General features: G+C 47.1%; 16 protein-coding genes. 15 read left to right on the top strand and 1 reads right to left on the bottom strand.

All coding sequences use genetic code 11. The features are described 5' to 3' along the window. The first annotated feature begins 113 nt into the window (after positions 1–113). The 11 genes from ACN0TF_RS12790 (at position 114) to glnB (ending at position 9,421) form a co-directional block, all read left to right on the top strand. Positions 114–1,856: a flagellar hook-length control protein FliK gene (locus ACN0TF_RS12790; protein ID WP_417442242.1), complete on the top strand. Its 1,743-nt coding sequence runs from the start codon at positions 114–116 to the stop codon at positions 1,854–1,856. A 68-nt stretch (positions 1,857–1,924) separates the two neighbouring features. After that, positions 1,925–2,467: a flagellar basal body-associated protein FliL gene (gene fliL, locus ACN0TF_RS12785; protein WP_417442241.1), complete on the top strand. Its 543-nt coding sequence runs from the start codon at positions 1,925–1,927 to the stop codon at positions 2,465–2,467. 16 nt (positions 2,468–2,483) lie between these two features. After that, positions 2,484–3,548 carry a flagellar motor switch protein FliM gene (fliM, locus tag ACN0TF_RS12780; RefSeq protein ID WP_016341320.1) on the top strand — a complete coding sequence of 355 codons (1,065 nt, stop codon included), beginning with the start codon at positions 2,484–2,486 and terminating at the stop codon, positions 3,546–3,548. A gap of 31 nt (positions 3,549–3,579) precedes the next feature. Continuing rightward, positions 3,580–4,035, top strand: a complete 456-nt coding sequence (fliN, locus tag ACN0TF_RS12775; protein ID WP_417442240.1) for a flagellar motor switch protein FliN — start codon at positions 3,580–3,582, stop codon at positions 4,033–4,035. Further along, a complete protein-coding gene (gene fliO / locus ACN0TF_RS12770; RefSeq protein WP_417442239.1) occupies positions 4,010–4,360 on the top strand; it encodes a flagellar biosynthetic protein FliO in 351 nt (116 codons plus the stop codon). Before fliN ends, fliO begins: the two co-directional genes overlap by 26 nt. After that, positions 4,357–5,103 (top strand): flagellar type III secretion system pore protein FliP, encoded by a 747-nt coding sequence (gene fliP / locus ACN0TF_RS12765; RefSeq protein WP_011234441.1) that lies wholly within the window; start codon positions 4,357–4,359, stop codon positions 5,101–5,103. Before fliO ends, fliP begins: the two co-directional genes overlap by 4 nt. An 8-nt stretch (positions 5,104–5,111) precedes the next feature. Further along, complete coding sequence (gene fliQ / locus ACN0TF_RS12760) at positions 5,112–5,381, top strand: flagellar biosynthesis protein FliQ (protein WP_011234440.1); 270 nt, start codon at positions 5,112–5,114, stop codon at positions 5,379–5,381. Further along, entirely contained in the window at positions 5,381–6,166 is a 786-nt protein-coding gene (gene fliR / locus ACN0TF_RS12755; protein ID WP_011234439.1) for a flagellar biosynthetic protein FliR, read from the top strand. The genes fliQ and fliR overlap by 1 nt, the downstream gene beginning before the upstream one ends. A 30-nt stretch (positions 6,167–6,196) precedes the next feature. Then, on the top strand, positions 6,197–7,324 hold the full coding sequence (gene flhB, locus ACN0TF_RS12750; RefSeq protein WP_417442238.1) for a flagellar biosynthesis protein FlhB: 1,128 nt from the start codon (positions 6,197–6,199) through the stop codon (positions 7,322–7,324). A 115-nt stretch (positions 7,325–7,439) separates the two neighbouring features. Then, on the top strand, positions 7,440–9,071 hold the full coding sequence (locus tag ACN0TF_RS12745) for an NAD+ synthase (protein ID WP_417442237.1): 1,632 nt from the start codon (positions 7,440–7,442) through the stop codon (positions 9,069–9,071). An 11-nt stretch (positions 9,072–9,082) separates the two neighbouring features. After that, complete coding sequence (gene glnB, locus ACN0TF_RS12740; RefSeq protein ID WP_011234436.1) at positions 9,083–9,421, top strand: nitrogen regulatory protein P-II; 339 nt, start codon at positions 9,083–9,085, stop codon at positions 9,419–9,421. Positions 9,422–9,447: 26 nt separating this feature from the next. Here the strand turns inward: glnB and ACN0TF_RS12735 are convergent, their stop codons facing one another. Then, positions 9,448–10,218 (bottom strand): outer membrane protein assembly factor BamD, encoded by a 771-nt coding sequence (locus ACN0TF_RS12735; RefSeq protein ID WP_417442236.1) that lies wholly within the window; start codon positions 10,216–10,218, stop codon positions 9,448–9,450. Positions 10,219–10,329: 111 nt separating this feature from the next. Between ACN0TF_RS12735 and rluD the strand changes: the two genes are divergently transcribed. From rluD to pssA, 4 genes are all read left to right on the top strand, one after another. After that, on the top strand, positions 10,330–11,298 hold the full coding sequence (gene rluD, locus ACN0TF_RS12730) for a 23S rRNA pseudouridine(1911/1915/1917) synthase RluD (RefSeq protein WP_417442235.1): 969 nt from the start codon (positions 10,330–10,332) through the stop codon (positions 11,296–11,298). Then, positions 11,276–11,992, top strand: coding sequence for a peptidoglycan editing factor PgeF (gene pgeF / locus ACN0TF_RS12725; protein WP_417442234.1), 717 nt, complete (start codon positions 11,276–11,278; stop codon positions 11,990–11,992). Before rluD ends, pgeF begins: the two co-directional genes overlap by 23 nt. Positions 11,993–12,064: 72 nt before the next feature. Further along, positions 12,065–14,638: an ATP-dependent chaperone ClpB gene (gene clpB, locus ACN0TF_RS12720; RefSeq protein WP_417442233.1), complete on the top strand. Its 2,574-nt coding sequence runs from the start codon at positions 12,065–12,067 to the stop codon at positions 14,636–14,638. An 88-nt stretch (positions 14,639–14,726) separates the two neighbouring features. Further along, entirely contained in the window at positions 14,727–15,554 is an 828-nt protein-coding gene (gene pssA / locus ACN0TF_RS12715; protein ID WP_011234431.1) for a CDP-diacylglycerol--serine O-phosphatidyltransferase, read from the top strand. Positions 15,555–15,825: the final 271 nt, after the last annotated feature.

Here is a 15,825-nt window from a genome sequence, read left to right as displayed (position 1 = left end):
TTTGCTTAGATACTTACTAGATATTGTTTGCTCAGCTATTGAAAATAGCGCAAGCGCATTGCGGAATATTATTAAGCAAGGCGTCAATAAGCACTTAATTCAGGAATAAAACTATGCAACAGCTGCTTAATTTAACCGAATCTGCCGACAACTTTGCACGTGTTGGTAAAGGTAACGACCTATCATTGAAGAGCGCCGATGGCGATAGCGGTGAGTTCTCGCGGCTGATGCTGCAGCAAAATAGTGGTGATAAAGAGCTGCAACAACTGGCCGCTAAAATTGAAGCCTACCAGAAAGCCGATAATGACGGCGAAGGAGAGGTTGAAGGCAAAAATGTCGGTGAGCCGGTAACCCGAAATTTATGGGAACTGTTGCAGCAAATGAAGCAGGAAAGCGCTGAGGTTAGCTCTGAAGGCGAAACTGTGGTGAGTGACGAGATTGAACTTGCTACGGGCGATAGCGAACTAAAAATGACAGATGAGCAACTGGCTGAAATGCTGGAAGCTTTAATGGCTAAGCTGGATTCTGCCGGTGAAGGCGAGGGTGATGCCGTTATGACAGATGCCGAGCGGCAGAAGTTTGCCGATGAGCTTCTGGCCGGTATGACCGATAGCGATAAACAGGCTCTGCAGACAAAGCTTCAACAACTGATACAGGCCGCAGAACAGGGTGAAAGTGCTGTTGAGGATGCCGGTAAATTCATCGTTAATTTGCTTGACCCCCTTTTACCCAAAGCCGACGCTGATAAGTTGTTAGTGGGTAATGAAAAAGCGTTAACTCAGGCTTTGAATGAGGCCGCAGAGCGAGTAATGTCTCAATTGTCTGCATCTCCGGACAAAAATTCAGGCAAGTCGCAAAGTGCTGAAGAATTAACAAACTTGCTTAAGCAACTGGAGCAGCAAGTTTCTGCGCAACAAGCGAAAGGCGAAAGTAGTGAGTTGAGTTTAGCTGAGCAGAAGAAACTGCAGCAGTTCACCGCCGAATTGCGCAAGATTTTAGCCAGCCAGAATGGCGGCGCTGATAAGCCTCAGGCTTTGACTCAGGAGCAGTCGGCTAAAGCTGAGCAGTTATTGGCTGAAGTAAGACAATTATTAAAAGGTCGTACAGGGCTGAGTGAAAAGTCGGTAGAGGGTAAGGCGTCAGAGTCGGTTATTACCGCGACAGACGTTAAAGCCGGAAAAGAAAAAACCAGTTCTGGCGATATTGGTGTGAAAAGCAATGAGGGTAAGCAAGCGGCTAAAGGTTCTTCTGTGAATGCAGCTGTTGAAGCAGAAACCAAAGTAGCTGATGCGGTTCAGCAAGGACAAGTATTCCGGAACAACACCGATGCTTTGGCCGATGCCAGTGCGGCCCGGGCAATACAGGGACAAATGGTTTCAACCACGCAGGGAACCGTAGCTGCGAATGAATCCAGCCAGGCGAATACGTTGCAGGCACTGCAAAGACCATTAGATTTACAGCAAACTGAGGCGTCGCAGAAACTGCAGGAACGCATCAATATTATGATGAGCAGGAATATCCAGCGTGCGGATATTCGTCTGGATCCGCCGGAACTTGGTAGTGTCCACATTCGCGTTAACATGAGCGGTGAGCAGGCATCAGTGCAGTTTCAGGCTCAGACACAACAGGCTCGTGATGCATTAGAGACGACCATGCCACGATTACGTGAAATGCTGGAACAACAGGGTATCAATTTAGCTGATACCCAGGTCGGAGAGCAAAGTAAAGAAGGCGGGCGCACCGCTGGAGGGCAAGCCGGAGGAGCTAATGATGCGGAAGACTGGGCTGTTGAAGGCGAAATAGCTTTAGAAGAAGGCCGGGTGCTTGCTGACGGACAAGTCGATTTCTATGTCTGAAACGGTATATCTAAAGCGGCTATCAAGCTATAGTAACTGTCGATGGACGGTAATACAGGAAATTGAGCATGGCAGAAGATAAAGACGACAACGACGCGGAACAAACTGAAGAGCAGGCCGGTGGTAAGAAGAAAAAACTGATTCTCTTCGGTGGTATCGGTATTGTTTTAATCATTACCGTAGTCTTGGTGTTGTGGCTATTCGGTGGCTCGTCTGAGGGTGAATCAGCTGCTGTCTCAGATGGCGAAAGCAGCTCGGCCGCGCCGTCATCATCGCCACGCCCGGAAATTGGCAATGCACTTTATGTTGGTATGCCCCGGCCTTTTGTTTTCATTGTGCCTGGCGACTCACGTGAGCGAACAGTACAAATTAAAGCGCAGTTAATGGTGCGCGGCGAAGAAAGTGAAGAACTGGCGAAAAAGCACATTCCGTTAATTGAAGGCACGCTGCATGAAGTGTTTTCCTCAACCACGGCTGACAGGTTAAAAACAGCTGAAGGTAAAGGACAATTGCGTGAGCTGGCTTTGACTGAAGTTCGTTCTTCGCTCGAAGAAGTAACCGGGAAACCCATTGTTGAACAGGTTTTATTTACCAGCTTGGTAATGCAATAAGTGAGCTATTATGGCTGTGAGTGACTTACTATCTCAAGACGAAATTGACGCCCTTTTACATGGTGTTGATGACGTTGAAGAAGAGGACACAGAGAAAGAATCCGCCTCTGCGGATGCGCTCGACTATGACTTTTCGTCGCAAGATAGAATTGTTCGTGGGCGTATGCCAACGCTGGAAATTGTTAATGAGCGTTTTGCCCGCCATATGCGGGTCAGTTTATTTAACATGATGCGGCGCACTGCAGAAGTGTCAATTAACGGTGTCCAGATGATTAAATTTGGTGAGTACGTACATACCTTGTTCGTGCCAACCAGTTTAAATATGGTGCGTTTCCGCCCGCTTAAAGGAACGGCACTCATTACTATGGAGGCGCGTCTAGTCTTCATTCTGGTCGATAACTTTTTCGGTGGCGATGGTCGCTATCATGCAAAAATTGAAGGCCGTGAATTTACGCCGACCGAGCGCCGCATTATTCAAATGTTGCTGAAGCTGGTATTTGAAGATTACAAAGAAGCCTGGGCTCCGGTCATGGACGTGGGCTTTGAATATTTAGACTCGGAAGTTAACCCGGCCATGGCGAACATTGTTAGCCCAACTGAAGTTATCGTTATTAGTTCGTTTCATATTGAGTTAGACGGTGGTGGGGGGGACTTCCACATTGCTTTACCTTACTCCATGCTGGAACCTATTCGCGAGCTGTTGGATGCGGGTGTGCAATCGGACAAAGAAGACACCGACATGCGCTGGAGTAAGGCGTTGCGCGACGAAATTATGGACGTTCCGGTGGAAATGATTGCCAAACTGGCACAAACCGAAATGTCGTTACGCGAAGTGATGGATTTGCGTGAAGGCGATGTTATTCCGCTTGAGTTGCCAGACGATTTAACCGTACTAATTGAAGATTTACCGACTTTCCATGCGAAAATGGGGCGTTCAAGAGACAATGTTGCTCTGAAGATTTCAGAGAAAATTAAGCGTCCTGAAACCGTGAAGTCGGATATTCATATGTTGACTCGTGGTGGCCGCCGAATTGGTGGTGATGCCGAGTTACAACAGTTAGAAGAAGATATTGATTTATAATAATTGCTGCTTGAGAAAGTGAGGTTGCAACATGAGTAACGATGATAAAGATATGGATGACTGGGAAGCAGCAATGGCTGAACAGGAAGCTGCTGAAGATGAAGAAAGTGGCGAATCAGAAGCCGGCGAAGGCGCAGGGAAGTCGTCCAGCCATTCGGGTATGGATAACGTGCAGACCGCTGAGTTGGAAGAGCTGAGTGAAGATAAGCCGGTAACTGAGGAAGAAAAGCGCAAGCTGGACGCTATTCTTGATATTCCGGTGACCATTTCGATGGAAGTGGGTCGTAGCCAAATTAGCATTCGTAATTTGCTGCAATTGAACCAGGGTTCTGTGGTTGAACTGGAGCGCGTGGCCGGTGAACCATTAGATGTACTGGTTAACGGCACCTTGATAGCACATGGTGAGGTGGTTGTTGTTAATGATAAATTTGGGATACGCTTAACCGATGTTATTAGTCAGATTGAACGTATTCGTAAGCTTCGCTAGTTTGATGCTGTTGCCTTCTGCTGCCAAGGCGGAAGAGAAAGCCGGCATTATTTCAGGCAATGACATAGGCGCCATGGTTTTGGCGCTTTTTGCCGTTTTAGCGGTCATCGTGGTTTTGGCCTCGCTGTTAAAACGCTTTAACCTCAAGTTTCAGGGCGCATCTGGTCTGAAAGTGCTGAGTAGCGTGTCTTTAGGGCCCAAAGAGCGGCTGGTCATTGTTGATGTTGGGGGGCAGAAATTGTTACTTGGTGTCACTCAGCAACGCATAGAATGCCTGAAAGAGCTGCCAGGCGATATCAACCTGGAAGGAAAACAAGAACAATGAACCGCTGGTTGCTGCTTTGTATTTTAGCCGTGTTGTGTTTGCTGCCTGAGCAGGCTTTCGCCTGGCAGGATCTTACTGCGGTTACGGTAAAAACAAACCCCGATGGTAGTGAAGAGTACTCTGTAACGCTGCAAATTTTGGCGATAATGACGGCGCTGACCTTCATTCCCGCTATGGTCATTATGATGACCTCATTTACCCGAATTATTATCGTTTTAGCTATTCTGCGCCAGGCTATCGGTCTGCAACAGTCGCCTTCTAATCAGGTGCTACTGGGCATTGCGCTGTTTTTAAGCTTTTTCATCATGACGCCGGTTTTAAACGAAATAAATGACAAAGCGTTACAACCCTACTTAAATGAAGAGATACAGTCGATGGAGGCGGTCGACAGAGCAAAAGCGCCGATAAAAGCCTTTATGCTGGCGCAAACACGCTTAACCGATTTAGAAACCTTTGTCGAAATATCAGGAACCGAGGGCGTGCAAGAGCCGGAGGACGTGCCTATGTCGGTGCTTATTCCGTCCTTTATAACTTCCGAGCTAAAAACCGCCTTTCAAATAGGCTTCATGCTGTTTATTCCGTTTTTGATTATTGATTTGGTGGTCGCCAGCGTTCTCATGGCCATGGGTATGATGATGCTGTCTCCCATGATCGTATCGCTGCCGTTTAAACTCATGTTGTTCGTGCTGGTTGATGGCTGGAGTTTAACCATGAGTACTCTGGCCGGAAGTTTCGGGGTTTAGGAGGCAATATGTCACCGGAAATGTTTCTCGACATTTTTCAGGAAGCTTTGAAAACCATAGTGATTATGGTGGCTTTTATAATTATTCCAGGACTTTTAGTGGGTCTGGTCGTTGCGGTTTTCCAGGCAGCTACCTCTATCAACGAGCAAACCTTAAGCTTTCTGCCCCGCCTACTTGTCACTCTTGCCGTTATTGGTCTTGGTGGACACTTCCTGACTGAAACCGTAATGGACTTCACTATCGAGATGTTTAACCGGATACCTGAAGTGGTCGGCTAATGGATCTGGTGACTTCTGTTCTGCTCGAGTGGTTGGAACAACACCTGTGGCCGCTAACACGGGTGTCATCAATGATCATGAGTATGGCACTGTTTTCCGGCACCATAGTGAACTCCCGCGTCAAAATCTTTTTATCTCTTGCCATTATTATGGCCGTTTCACCTGCTTTGCCGGAAATTAATGCGGGCGTTGAAATGATGTCGGTAGGCGGTTTCTTAGTTACAGCACAGCAAGTCGTTATTGGGGTTGCCTTAGGGTTGCTTTCCATTTTGTTCCTGCAAACATTTGTTCTGGGTGGCCAAATTATTGCCATGCAAATTGGTTTGGGTTTTGCCTCCATGGTTGATCCCACCAACGGACAGCAAGTGCCGGTTATTGCGCAGTTCTTCCTAATGTTAGCCAGTCTGGTTTTTCTCGCGTTTGACGGTCATTTATTAATGATTCATATGGTTGTTGCCAGTTTTGACGCAATACCTGTGGGTATGACCGGGTTGGATGCCGACGCTTTATTTGCGGTTGCGGAGTGGGGCGTTTACATGTTCTCGGCGGCCTTAACCGCAATGCTTTCGGGTGTCATTGCGCTGCTGTTAATTAACTTAAGTTTTGGGGTTATGACCCGGGCGGCTCCACAGCTGAACATTTTTGCTATTGGTTTTCCGATTACCATGGTCAGTGGATTAGTGGTCGTGTGGCTGACCATGGGCGGCTTTATTTTTCACTTCGAAAACCAATGGGCGCGGGTTGTACAAACCATGTGCGAGATATTGGGTAGTCAATGTGCTTAAATCGACTTTCTCTGACAAAGGGCAGTAAGCATGGCCGAGACTGATCAGGAACGTACAGAAGACCCCACGGAGCGACGAAAACAGCAGGCCCGCGACAAAGGCCAAATTGCTCGCTCCAAGGAAATGGGAACCGCCTTTGTACTAGTGAGTGCGGCCGTTTCGTTTTTCTGGTTCGGTGGTGCGCTGTACCAGGGCGTGCGCAATGTTTTCGAAATCATGTTTACGCTCGACCGGCAGCACGCCTTTGACACCAGCAAAATGTATGAAGCCTTCGCCATTGCCTTTGGTGAAATTCTCTGGCCAATATTGACTATATTTGCCTTTATTGTTGTTTTTACCTTTTTGGGAAACAGTTGGCTGGGGGGAATTAATTTTTCCGCTCAGGCAATGGCACCTAAATTTAACCGGATGAATCCGCTTAATGGATTTAAACGGATGTTTGGTGTTCAGGCGTTGGTGGAGCTGATAAAAGCAATAGCTAAGTTTCTGGTGGTAGCTGTTTCTGCATATTTCCTGCTTAAGTGGAAATTTGTCGACATTCTGCAAATGTCCATGGGGCAAATGCCGACCATGATTGAAAACGCGCTGGACACCCTACTATGGATGTTCCTGTTGTTGTGTTTATCGATATTCCTTATTGTCGTTATTGATGCCCCCTTCCAGGTATGGAAACACAATAAAGACTTAAAAATGAGTAAGCAGGAAGTCAAGGACGAACATAAAGACACTGAAGGGAGCCCGGAAGTTAAAGGGCGTATTCGTCGCTTGCAAATGGAAATGGCAAACCGTCGAATGATGCAGGAAGTACCTAAGGCCGATGTTGTTGTCACGAACCCGACGCACTATGCTGTTGCGTTAAAATACGATGATGGTGGCGCACAGGCGCCGGTTCTGCTCGCTAAAGGAACCGATGAAACCGCTGCGAAAATTCGTGAAATTGCTCTGGAATATGGAATTCCGCTGGTTGCTTCGCCGGGGCTTGCCCGCTCAATTTACCATACTACCGAGTTGGAAAAAGAAATCCCGAAAGGCCTGTTCGTGGCCGTGGCACAGATTCTTGCATACGTATATCAATTACGAATGTTTAAGAAAGGACAGGCGAAACGTCCGAGAAAGCCTCCTATGGATAAAGATATTCCGGACGATTTGCGCTACTAACCAGCCTGATTACAACGACATTAGACTCGCATAATTTGCGCGTTAAGACGGGCTGCTATATCATTCGCCTCCATTCGTGCCGATATCGGCAGTGGTAAATTTGGACTAAGCAGTTATGGCTAAACTTTCTTTGTGCCTGGCACAGCTGGACTTTACAGTTGGTGCCATTCACAACAACACCGCCCTAATTTTGAAGACGCTGCGAGAGCAGGGTGAGCAACACGACATTATTGTGTTCCCTGAGCTGGCTATTACCGGTTATCCGCCGGAAGACTTATTATTCCGCGATGACTTACATCAGGCGGTGGATAATGCGGTAGAGCAAATCAGCGCAGCAGCTTCAGATTGTGTGGTTATTGTCGGCCATCCGCAGGCCGTTGGCGGAGAGCTTTTCAACGCAATGTCCGTCCTACACCGGGGAGAATGCCTGCATCGCTACTTTAAACAGCGTCTGCCCAATTACGGCGTTTTTGATGAGCAACGCTACTTTATTCCGGGCCATCAGAGTCAGGTGTTTGAATGGCAGGGTGTGCGCATTGGCTTACAAATTTGTGAAGACTTGTGGCATCCGCAACCATTACAACAATTACTGGACGACGACATTGATCTGGTGCTTTCAATTAATGCTTCTCCGTACGAGTTGAACAAACACGAACAACGTTTAGGTGTGTTGAAACAGCGTGTGGCAGAAGCCGGTAAACCCATTTTGTATTTGAATAATTGTGGTGCGCAGGATGAGCTGGTGTTTGATGGCCATTCACTGGTTTTAGATGCAGAAGGTGAGTTGGTTGCCGAGCTACCGCACTGTGAAATGACCACGGCAACCGTAACTTACGAAGACAAAGGTATCAGTTGTGTCGGTTTTGAGGCGGAAGCTGAACAGAATGATCTGGCTCATGTTTACGACGCTTTGGTACTGGCGGTGCGTGACTATGTGACTAAGAATGGTTTCTCTGGTGTAGCTTTAGGTTTGTCAGGTGGAATCGATTCAGCATTAACTTTGGCAATAGCAAGCGACGCTCTGGGAGCCGATAAGGTTCACGCGGTGATGATGCCGTTTCGTTATACTTCAGATATGAGTCTGGAAGACGCAGAGAAACAAGCTGATACCTTAGGTGTTCGCTACGACGTCGTGCCAATTGAGCCCATGTTTAATGAGTTTATGACTCAGTTGGGACCGTTATTCGGAGAGACTGAAACCGATACCACTGAAGAAAACCTGCAGTCCCGCTGCCGTGGTGTATTGCTTATGGCCTTATCGAATAAAACCGGTTCGCTGGTGCTGGCTACTGGTAATAAAAGCGAAATGGCTGTGGGTTATGCCACCTTATACGGTGATATGTGCGGTGGTTTTGCACCTATTAAAGACATTCCCAAATTGCTGGTTTATCAATTGGCAGACTTCCGCAATACGCGGGGCGCCTGCATACCTCAAAGGGTTATAGACAGACCGCCTTCTGCTGAACTAGCACCAGATCAAGTAGATTCTGATTCCCTGCCAGACTATAGCGATTTAGATCGCATTCTGGCATTGTATGTAGAGAGAGACTGGTCGGTAACCGATATTATCGCGGCCGGATTTGCAGAGGAAGATGTGCGCCGGGTTGTTCGCCTGGTTGATCTAAATGAATACAAGCGTCGTCAATCTGCGGTCGGGCCTAAAGTGACACCTCGTAACTTTGGTAAAGATCGTCGTTACCCTATTACCAGTCACTATCGCCATGAATTACAGCGACAAGGTCAATAGGACAAATACTGATGAAAAAAGTTGAAGCCATTATTAAGCCGTTTAAGTTAGATGACGTGCGCGAAGCGCTGTCTGAAGTCGGCATTGCCGGTATGACTGTGTCAGAGGTAAAAGGCTTTGGTCGTCAGAAAGGCCATACCGAACTTTATCGTGGCGCGGAGTACATGGTCGATTTTCTACCAAAGGTGAAACTGGAAGTTGTGGTTGCGGATAGCGAAGTTGAGCGTTGTATTGAAGCCATTATGGAAACAGCTCAAACCGGGAAAATTGGTGATGGGAAAATTTTTATTACCGAGATTGAACGTGTCATTCGTATTCGTACCGGAGAGGAAAACGAGGACGCGGTATAAGTTACCGCGCCATTCGTTGTAAGAAACTAGCGGGCTGAGACTAACTGATTCTCAGGAAAGTTTGCTCTCAGCACCTTCATTGCGTCTTCGCGCAGTTCAGGCAGTTCCAGTTGGTCATAACTTTCTACCATTATAGCTAAGGCATTCTCTACTTCAGGTGTATCTGAAAAGTGCTCTAATACATATCGGCCGCGGTTAGCTGCTGCTAAGTATGCCTGGCGCTCCATATAGTATTGGGCGATAGATAGTTCCTTCTTAGCCAAACGGCTTTTCAAGGCAATTAAACGTTTTTTTGCATCTGCTGCGTATTCGCTTTTCGGATACTTGCGAACTAACTCAGCGAAATCTTTAAACGCTTCTTCCGCCATAGACGAGTCACGGTCAGAGCGGTCAACACCAGCCAGATTATGTATGGCGTTGTGCTCAGCGCGTTGATTAACCAGCCCGCGCATATAGAGTGCATAATCGACATCTTTATGATTTGGGTTCAGGCTGATAAAGCGGTCAATTGCGGCTAAAGCTTCATCTGTATTATCGAGTTTATAATGCAGATAAATAAGGTCTAACTGAATTTGATGAGCATAAGGACCAAACGGATAGCGCTTGTTCAGGCTGGACAATTGCTCCTGTGCCAAATTCAAATTACCATTAGCCATACTCTCCTGAGCCTGGTCATACATGACTTCAATTTGGGTTTTCGCAACTTGCTCTTCTTCTGACTGGCTCGAACAACCCGCTAACATTAATCCCAGAACCGATGATAAAACGAGGCTTCGGCTTAACTTATTACTAAACATATTATGAAGGATTCCCTTTATTTTTTTGGCGCTGCACCGGCAAACCGTTACACTAGCATATTCTTGCATTCTAACGCAGCCGTAAAGGCTTTGACAGTCGAAACCCAATATATGAACAAAAGCATTGAATTAGAAGCCATTGTTACCGAGTCTCTGGCTGGAAAAAGATTAGACCAGGCACTTGCAGAGTTGTTCCCTGACTACTCAAGGTCACGTTTAAAAAGCTGGATAACTGATGGAAAAGTGACCATTGACACAAAAGTCATCGAAAAACCGCGAGAAAAAGTGGTCGCCGGTGCTTTAGTTGCTGTGGACGCAGAAATTGAAGGAGAGGAGCGGCACGAAGCACAGCCGGTGGAACTGGATATCGTTTATGAAGATGACGACATTCTGGTCATTAATAAGCCTGCGGGCTTAGTTGTCCACCCCGGTGCAGGGGCACCTGACAGAACCTTGCTGAATGGTTTGTTACATTACGATCCACAGCTCGATTTAGTGCCGCGGGCGGGCATTATTCACCGCTTAGATAAAGACACAACCGGGTTGATGGTTGTTGCGCGTAACGTGCCTGCACAGACGCAGTTAGTCTCAATGATGCAGGATCGTGATATTACCCGCGAATATGAAGCGGTCTGTAATGGCGTAATGACAGCCGGTGGCATGGTTGATCAACCTATCGGTCGGCATCCGACAAAACGCACGCATATGGCTGTAGTACAGTCGGGGAAAGCGGCAGTCACGCATTATCGTGTGCTGGATCGTTACAGAGCGCATACATTACTCCGTCTGCGTTTAGAGTCCGGCAGAACTCATCAGATTCGTGTGCATATGGCGCATATTCGCCACCCGTTGGTCGGTGATTTAACCTATGGTGGTCGTCCACGTCCGCCCAAACAGGCTGAAGATCGTCTATTGCAAACCTTGCGAGGGTTTAACCGTCAGGCGTTACATGCGGCATCGCTGGGTTTACATCATCCAAGTACCGGCGACTGGCTGGAGTTTAATGTTCCGCGCCCAACCGATTTTCAATATTTGATTGAAGAACTGCGCGTTGATCATGAACGTTTCAAGTCAGCCTGACGGCATTATAGTGCCTGACTGGGAGCTGCCGCCGAATGTTCATGCGGCAGTGACCACCAGAGCTTTTGGAAACCTGGCGGCGCATGTAGGAGACGATCCTGCTGCTGTTCTTCTGCGTCGCCGACAATTGCAGCGCTCACTCAAATTGCCAACTGCGGTTACCTGGTTGCAGCAGCAACATACCAATAGGGTTTTGCGCTGGCCTTTTAAGTCAGCGGTTGCTGATGCTGCCCACAGCGACCTACCTCAGAGTGTCTGTGCAGTTTTAACCGCAGACTGTCTGCCTATTCTTTGTTGTTCAGATGACGGAAAGGAAATTGCAGCAGTGCACGCAGGTTGGCGGGGTTTAGCCAGCGGGGTATTACAAAATGCTCTGGCAAGCTTTAAAACCCCTGCGGCTAACATTCGAATTTGGATAGGACCGTCTATCGGCGCTTCGGTTTTTGAAGTAGGTGATGACGTACGAGATACGTTCGTTGCACGTCATTCATCTAATGCAGAATATTTTCTTGCTCAACCTAGCAATAAATGGCTGGCTGATCTAGCCTCAATTGCAGCGGACGAATGTTTGCGTTCGGGAGTCAAGGGTATTACCAAAAGCGGCGAATGTACGGTCGGCAATAACACAAGCTGGTATTCGTGGCGTAAAGAAAAAGCTGTAGCAAGATTTGCGTCAATTATTTGGCGAAATTAATTTTAGTCACTTGAAAATGCGCAAAAAGTACCCACATCTAACTTAACGAAAGAATTAAGTGAGGAAGTACCGATGCGACACGATAAATTTACCAGTAAGTTTCAGATGGCAATTGCTGATGCTCAGTCAATTGCTCTGGGACGTGACCATCAATTCATAGAACCCGTCCATTTAATGCAGGCACTGTTGGATCAAAACGGTGGCTCAGTTCGCCCTTTATTTACTATGCTGGGGGTGGACATTCCCCAGTTCAGAGCAAACCTGTCGAAAGCCCTGGACGCTTTACCTCAGGTTGAGGGCACCGGAGGTGACGTCCAGTTATCGCAGAACACAGCTCAGTTGCTGAATTTATGCGATAAATACGCGCAGAAACGAAATGATTCGTACATTTCGTCTGAACTGTTTTTGCTGGCTGCAACTGAAGACAAAGGTAAGTTGGGCGATATTTTCCGTCAACAGGGAATAAAACGTGATGCGCTGGAAAAAGCCATTAACGACATTCGCGATGGCGAAAAAGTGGATGACCCTAATGCCGAAGATAAACGCCAGGCTTTGGACAAATACACCATTGATTTAACCGAACGTGCAGAGCAGGGCAAGCTTGACCCTGTTATTGGTCGTGATGAAGAAATTCGCCGGACTATTCAGGTATTGCAGCGCCGCACGAAAAATAATCCAGTTCTTATTGGTGAGCCGGGTGTTGGTAAAACCGCCATTGTTGAAGGCCTGGCACAACGCATTGTTAACGGTGAGGTGCCCGAGGGCTTAAAGCATAAACGGGTATTGTCTCTGGACTTGGGCGCGTTATTAGCGGGCGCAAAATTCCGTGGTGAGTTTGAAGAGCGACTCAAAGCCGTATTGACCGAGCTTTCTAAAGAGGAAGGGCGCATCATTTTGTTTATAGACGAGATGCACACCATGGTTGGTGCTGGTAAAGCGGACGGCGCAATGGATGCTGGTAATATGCTCAAGCCTGCTTTGGCTCGTGGCGAGCTGCACTGTGTCGGCGCTACTACATTGGATGAATATCGTCAGTATATTGAAAAAGATGCGGCGCTTGAACGACGTTTCCAGAAAGTTCTGGTGGAAGAGCCAAACGTGGAAGACACCATTGCTATTTTGCGTGGTTTGAAAGAGCGCTACGAACTGCACCACTCGGTCGAAATTACGGATCCGGCAATTGTTGCGGCGGCATCTTTATCGCACCGTTATATCAGTGATCGGAAACTGCCGGATAAAGCCATCGACTTAATTGACGAGGCGGCATCAAGTATTCGTATGCAAATTGACTCTAAGCCGGAGGATTTGGATCGTCTGGAGCGCCGCATTATTCAGTTGAAGCTTGAGCGTCAGGCGTTGCAGAAAGAAAAGGATGATGCCAGCAAAAAACGCTTGGAAATTCTGCACGACGAGCTTGATGAGCAAGAACGTAAATATGAAGAACTGGAAGAGGTCTGGAATACTGAAAAAGCCGCAGTACAAGGCACCCAGCATATTAAAGCGCAGTTAGAACAGGCTCGTACGGATATGGATATTGCCCGCCGCGCTGGCGACTTAAATCGTATGTCTGAACTTCAGTATGGCCGTATTCCTGAACTGGAGCGACAGCTGGACTTAGCTTTGCAAGCCGAGATGCAGGATATGAGCTTGCTGAAAAACCGTGTTACTGAAGAAGAAATTGCTGACGTATTGTCACGGTGGACGGGTATTCCGGTTAATAGAATGCTCGAGGGCGAGCGTGAAAAACTGTTACATATGGAAGAGCAAATCCACAGTCGGGTAGTCGGTCAAAATGAGGCCGTAGATGCGGTTTCCAATGCTATTCGTCGCTCACGGGCCGGACTTGGCGATCCGAATCGTCCTATTGGCTCATTCTTATTCCTTGGTCCAACCGGTGTAGGTAAAACTGAGCTCTCTAAAGCCTTGGCGAACTTCATGTTTGATACCGACCATGCAATGGTGCGTATTGATATGTCTGAGTTTATGGAGAAGCATTCGGTTGCCCGTCTGGTTGGTGCGCCTCCTGGCTATGTTGGTTACGAAGAAGGTGGCTACTTAACCGAGGCTGTGCGGCGTAAACCGTACTCAGTGATTTTGCTTGATGAAATTGAGAAGGCTCATCCGGATGTCTTTAATATCTTGTTGCAGGTATTAGACGATGGCCGTTTAACTGATGGTCAGGGACGTACGGTCGATTTCAAAAATACCGTTATTATTATGACCTCTAACCTGGGTTCTGATTTAATTCAGGAACATGCTAAAGAGCATACTTATGAGCAGATGAAGGCCGAAGTTATGGAAGTGCTGGCGCATCACTTCCGTCCTGAGTTCATTAACCGTGTGGACGAAACGGTTGTCTTTCATCCCCTTGGTGAGAGTGAAATACGGTCTATCGCTGAATTTCAGTTGCAGCTTCTTTATAAACGTCTGGAAGACAAAGAGTATCAATTGGAATTGGATGATGAGGCTTTATCTCATCTGGCAAGAACGGGATTCGATCCGGTATTTGGCGCGCGGCCTCTGAAACGTGCTATTCAGCACGAGCTGGAGAATCCTTTAGCGCAAAAAATCTTGTCAGGGGAACTTGAGCCTGCTAAACCGATCAAAGTAAGTGTTGAAAATGAGCGGTTAGTGATCACGCAATAACCACATAGGGCTTCGGGCATTTCCTGTTCGAAGTCCTAATGTGATAACCTGACTACTTTCTATTTAGTGACTAAAGAGTGTTTTATACATGAGTAATGACAGCTCAAATACCAATGGTAAGAGCCGCGGTATCTATTTACTGCCAAACTTGTTTACGACTGCAGGCTTGTTTTCAGGCTTTTATGCCATAGTCGCGTCAATGAACGATCGCTTTATTGAAGCGGCAGTCGCAATTTTTATTGCAATGGTTTTTGATGGGCTGGACGGCCGGGTTGCAAGAATGACCAATACGGAGAGCGACTTCGGTGCTGAGTTCGACAGTATGGCCGATATTGTATCCTTTGGTATGGCGCCTGCTTTGGTCATGTATAACTACGCCTTGGCTGATCTCGGAAAAATTGGTTGGTTAGCGGCCTTTATTTTTGTGGCTGGTGGCGCATTACGACTAGCGCGGTTTAATACTAACCTTGGCTCCTCCGATAAAAACTTCTTTCAGGGTCTGGCAATACCCAGTGCCGCAGCTATTGTTGCAGGCTTAGTTTGGGTGGGGGCTGAGTACGGTGTCGAAGGTAGTGACATGGGTGGCTTTGCTGCTGTTATTACTATTTGTGCCGGCCTGCTAATGGTTACGAATTTCCGTTACCACTCTTTTAAAGACGTAGACTGGAAAGGCAAAGTTTCATTCCTTGTTATTCTCGTTATTGTTTTGGTTTTCGTTATTGTTGCGACTCAACCATCTTTAGTTCTGTTTTCCATATTCTTTTTATATGCCTTATCGGGTCCGGTATTGACCATCAAGAATGTGAAGAAGTTGAAGTTGGGTCATGTTGTTGGTGACGATGACGAAGATGACGCAGACTTTAATGACAATAAAGAGACTAAAAAAGAAGCAGAAAAAGCGGAGAAAGAAGATTAAACTAGCAAATTGGTGAAGTTCTGAGCAAACGATCAAAAAGGTTCTAAAAAGATCTTGCAAGGCACTCAGAGATCACTATAATTCGCCGCCGTTGTCATGAGTTATCTGCAAAGCGTATTTGCAACAAATTCTGACAACGGCGTTTTGTTTCAACCGGGCTGAGAAAGCTAGAAAAAATGGGTTGACGAAACGAAAGGGACGTGTAGAATACGCCTCCCTGCTTCGAAAGAAGCAACGCTCTTTAACAATTATATCAAGCCAAGCAAACTGT

The organism is Idiomarina sp., from assembly GCF_048265525.1.
Taxonomy (GTDB): Bacteria; Pseudomonadota; Gammaproteobacteria; order Enterobacterales; family Alteromonadaceae; genus Idiomarina.
The sequence above is the reverse complement of the archived record's forward strand: the minus strand, read 5'-3'. Positions and strand labels throughout refer to the sequence as shown.

What these genes read in the sequence shown, in the direction of transcription:
- ACN0TF_RS12735 (WP_417442236.1), bottom strand. Translation starts at nt 10,218, where the DNA reads ATGTTTAGTAATAAGTTAAGCCGAAGCCTCGTTTTATCATCGGTTCTG.
- pssA (WP_011234431.1), top strand. Translation starts at nt 14,727, where the DNA reads ATGAGTAATGACAGCTCAAATACCAATGGTAAGAGCCGCGGTATCTAT.
- flhB (WP_417442238.1), top strand. Translation starts at nt 6,197, where the DNA reads ATGGCCGAGACTGATCAGGAACGTACAGAAGACCCCACGGAGCGACGA.
- pgeF (WP_417442234.1), top strand. Translation starts at nt 11,276, where the DNA reads ATGAACGTTTCAAGTCAGCCTGACGGCATTATAGTGCCTGACTGGGAG.
- rluD (WP_417442235.1), top strand. Translation starts at nt 10,330, where the DNA reads ATGAACAAAAGCATTGAATTAGAAGCCATTGTTACCGAGTCTCTGGCT.
- glnB (WP_011234436.1), top strand. Translation starts at nt 9,083, where the DNA reads ATGAAAAAAGTTGAAGCCATTATTAAGCCGTTTAAGTTAGATGACGTG.
- ACN0TF_RS12745 (WP_417442237.1), top strand. Translation starts at nt 7,440, where the DNA reads ATGGCTAAACTTTCTTTGTGCCTGGCACAGCTGGACTTTACAGTTGGT.
- clpB (WP_417442233.1), top strand. Translation starts at nt 12,065, where the DNA reads ATGCGACACGATAAATTTACCAGTAAGTTTCAGATGGCAATTGCTGAT.
- fliN (WP_417442240.1), top strand. Translation starts at nt 3,580, where the DNA reads ATGAGTAACGATGATAAAGATATGGATGACTGGGAAGCAGCAATGGCT.
- fliL (WP_417442241.1), top strand. Translation starts at nt 1,925, where the DNA reads ATGGCAGAAGATAAAGACGACAACGACGCGGAACAAACTGAAGAGCAG.
- fliQ (WP_011234440.1), top strand. Translation starts at nt 5,112, where the DNA reads ATGTCACCGGAAATGTTTCTCGACATTTTTCAGGAAGCTTTGAAAACC.
- ACN0TF_RS12790 (WP_417442242.1), top strand. Translation starts at nt 114, where the DNA reads ATGCAACAGCTGCTTAATTTAACCGAATCTGCCGACAACTTTGCACGT.
- fliP (WP_011234441.1), top strand. Translation starts at nt 4,357, where the DNA reads ATGAACCGCTGGTTGCTGCTTTGTATTTTAGCCGTGTTGTGTTTGCTG.
- fliR (WP_011234439.1), top strand. Translation starts at nt 5,381, where the DNA reads ATGGATCTGGTGACTTCTGTTCTGCTCGAGTGGTTGGAACAACACCTG.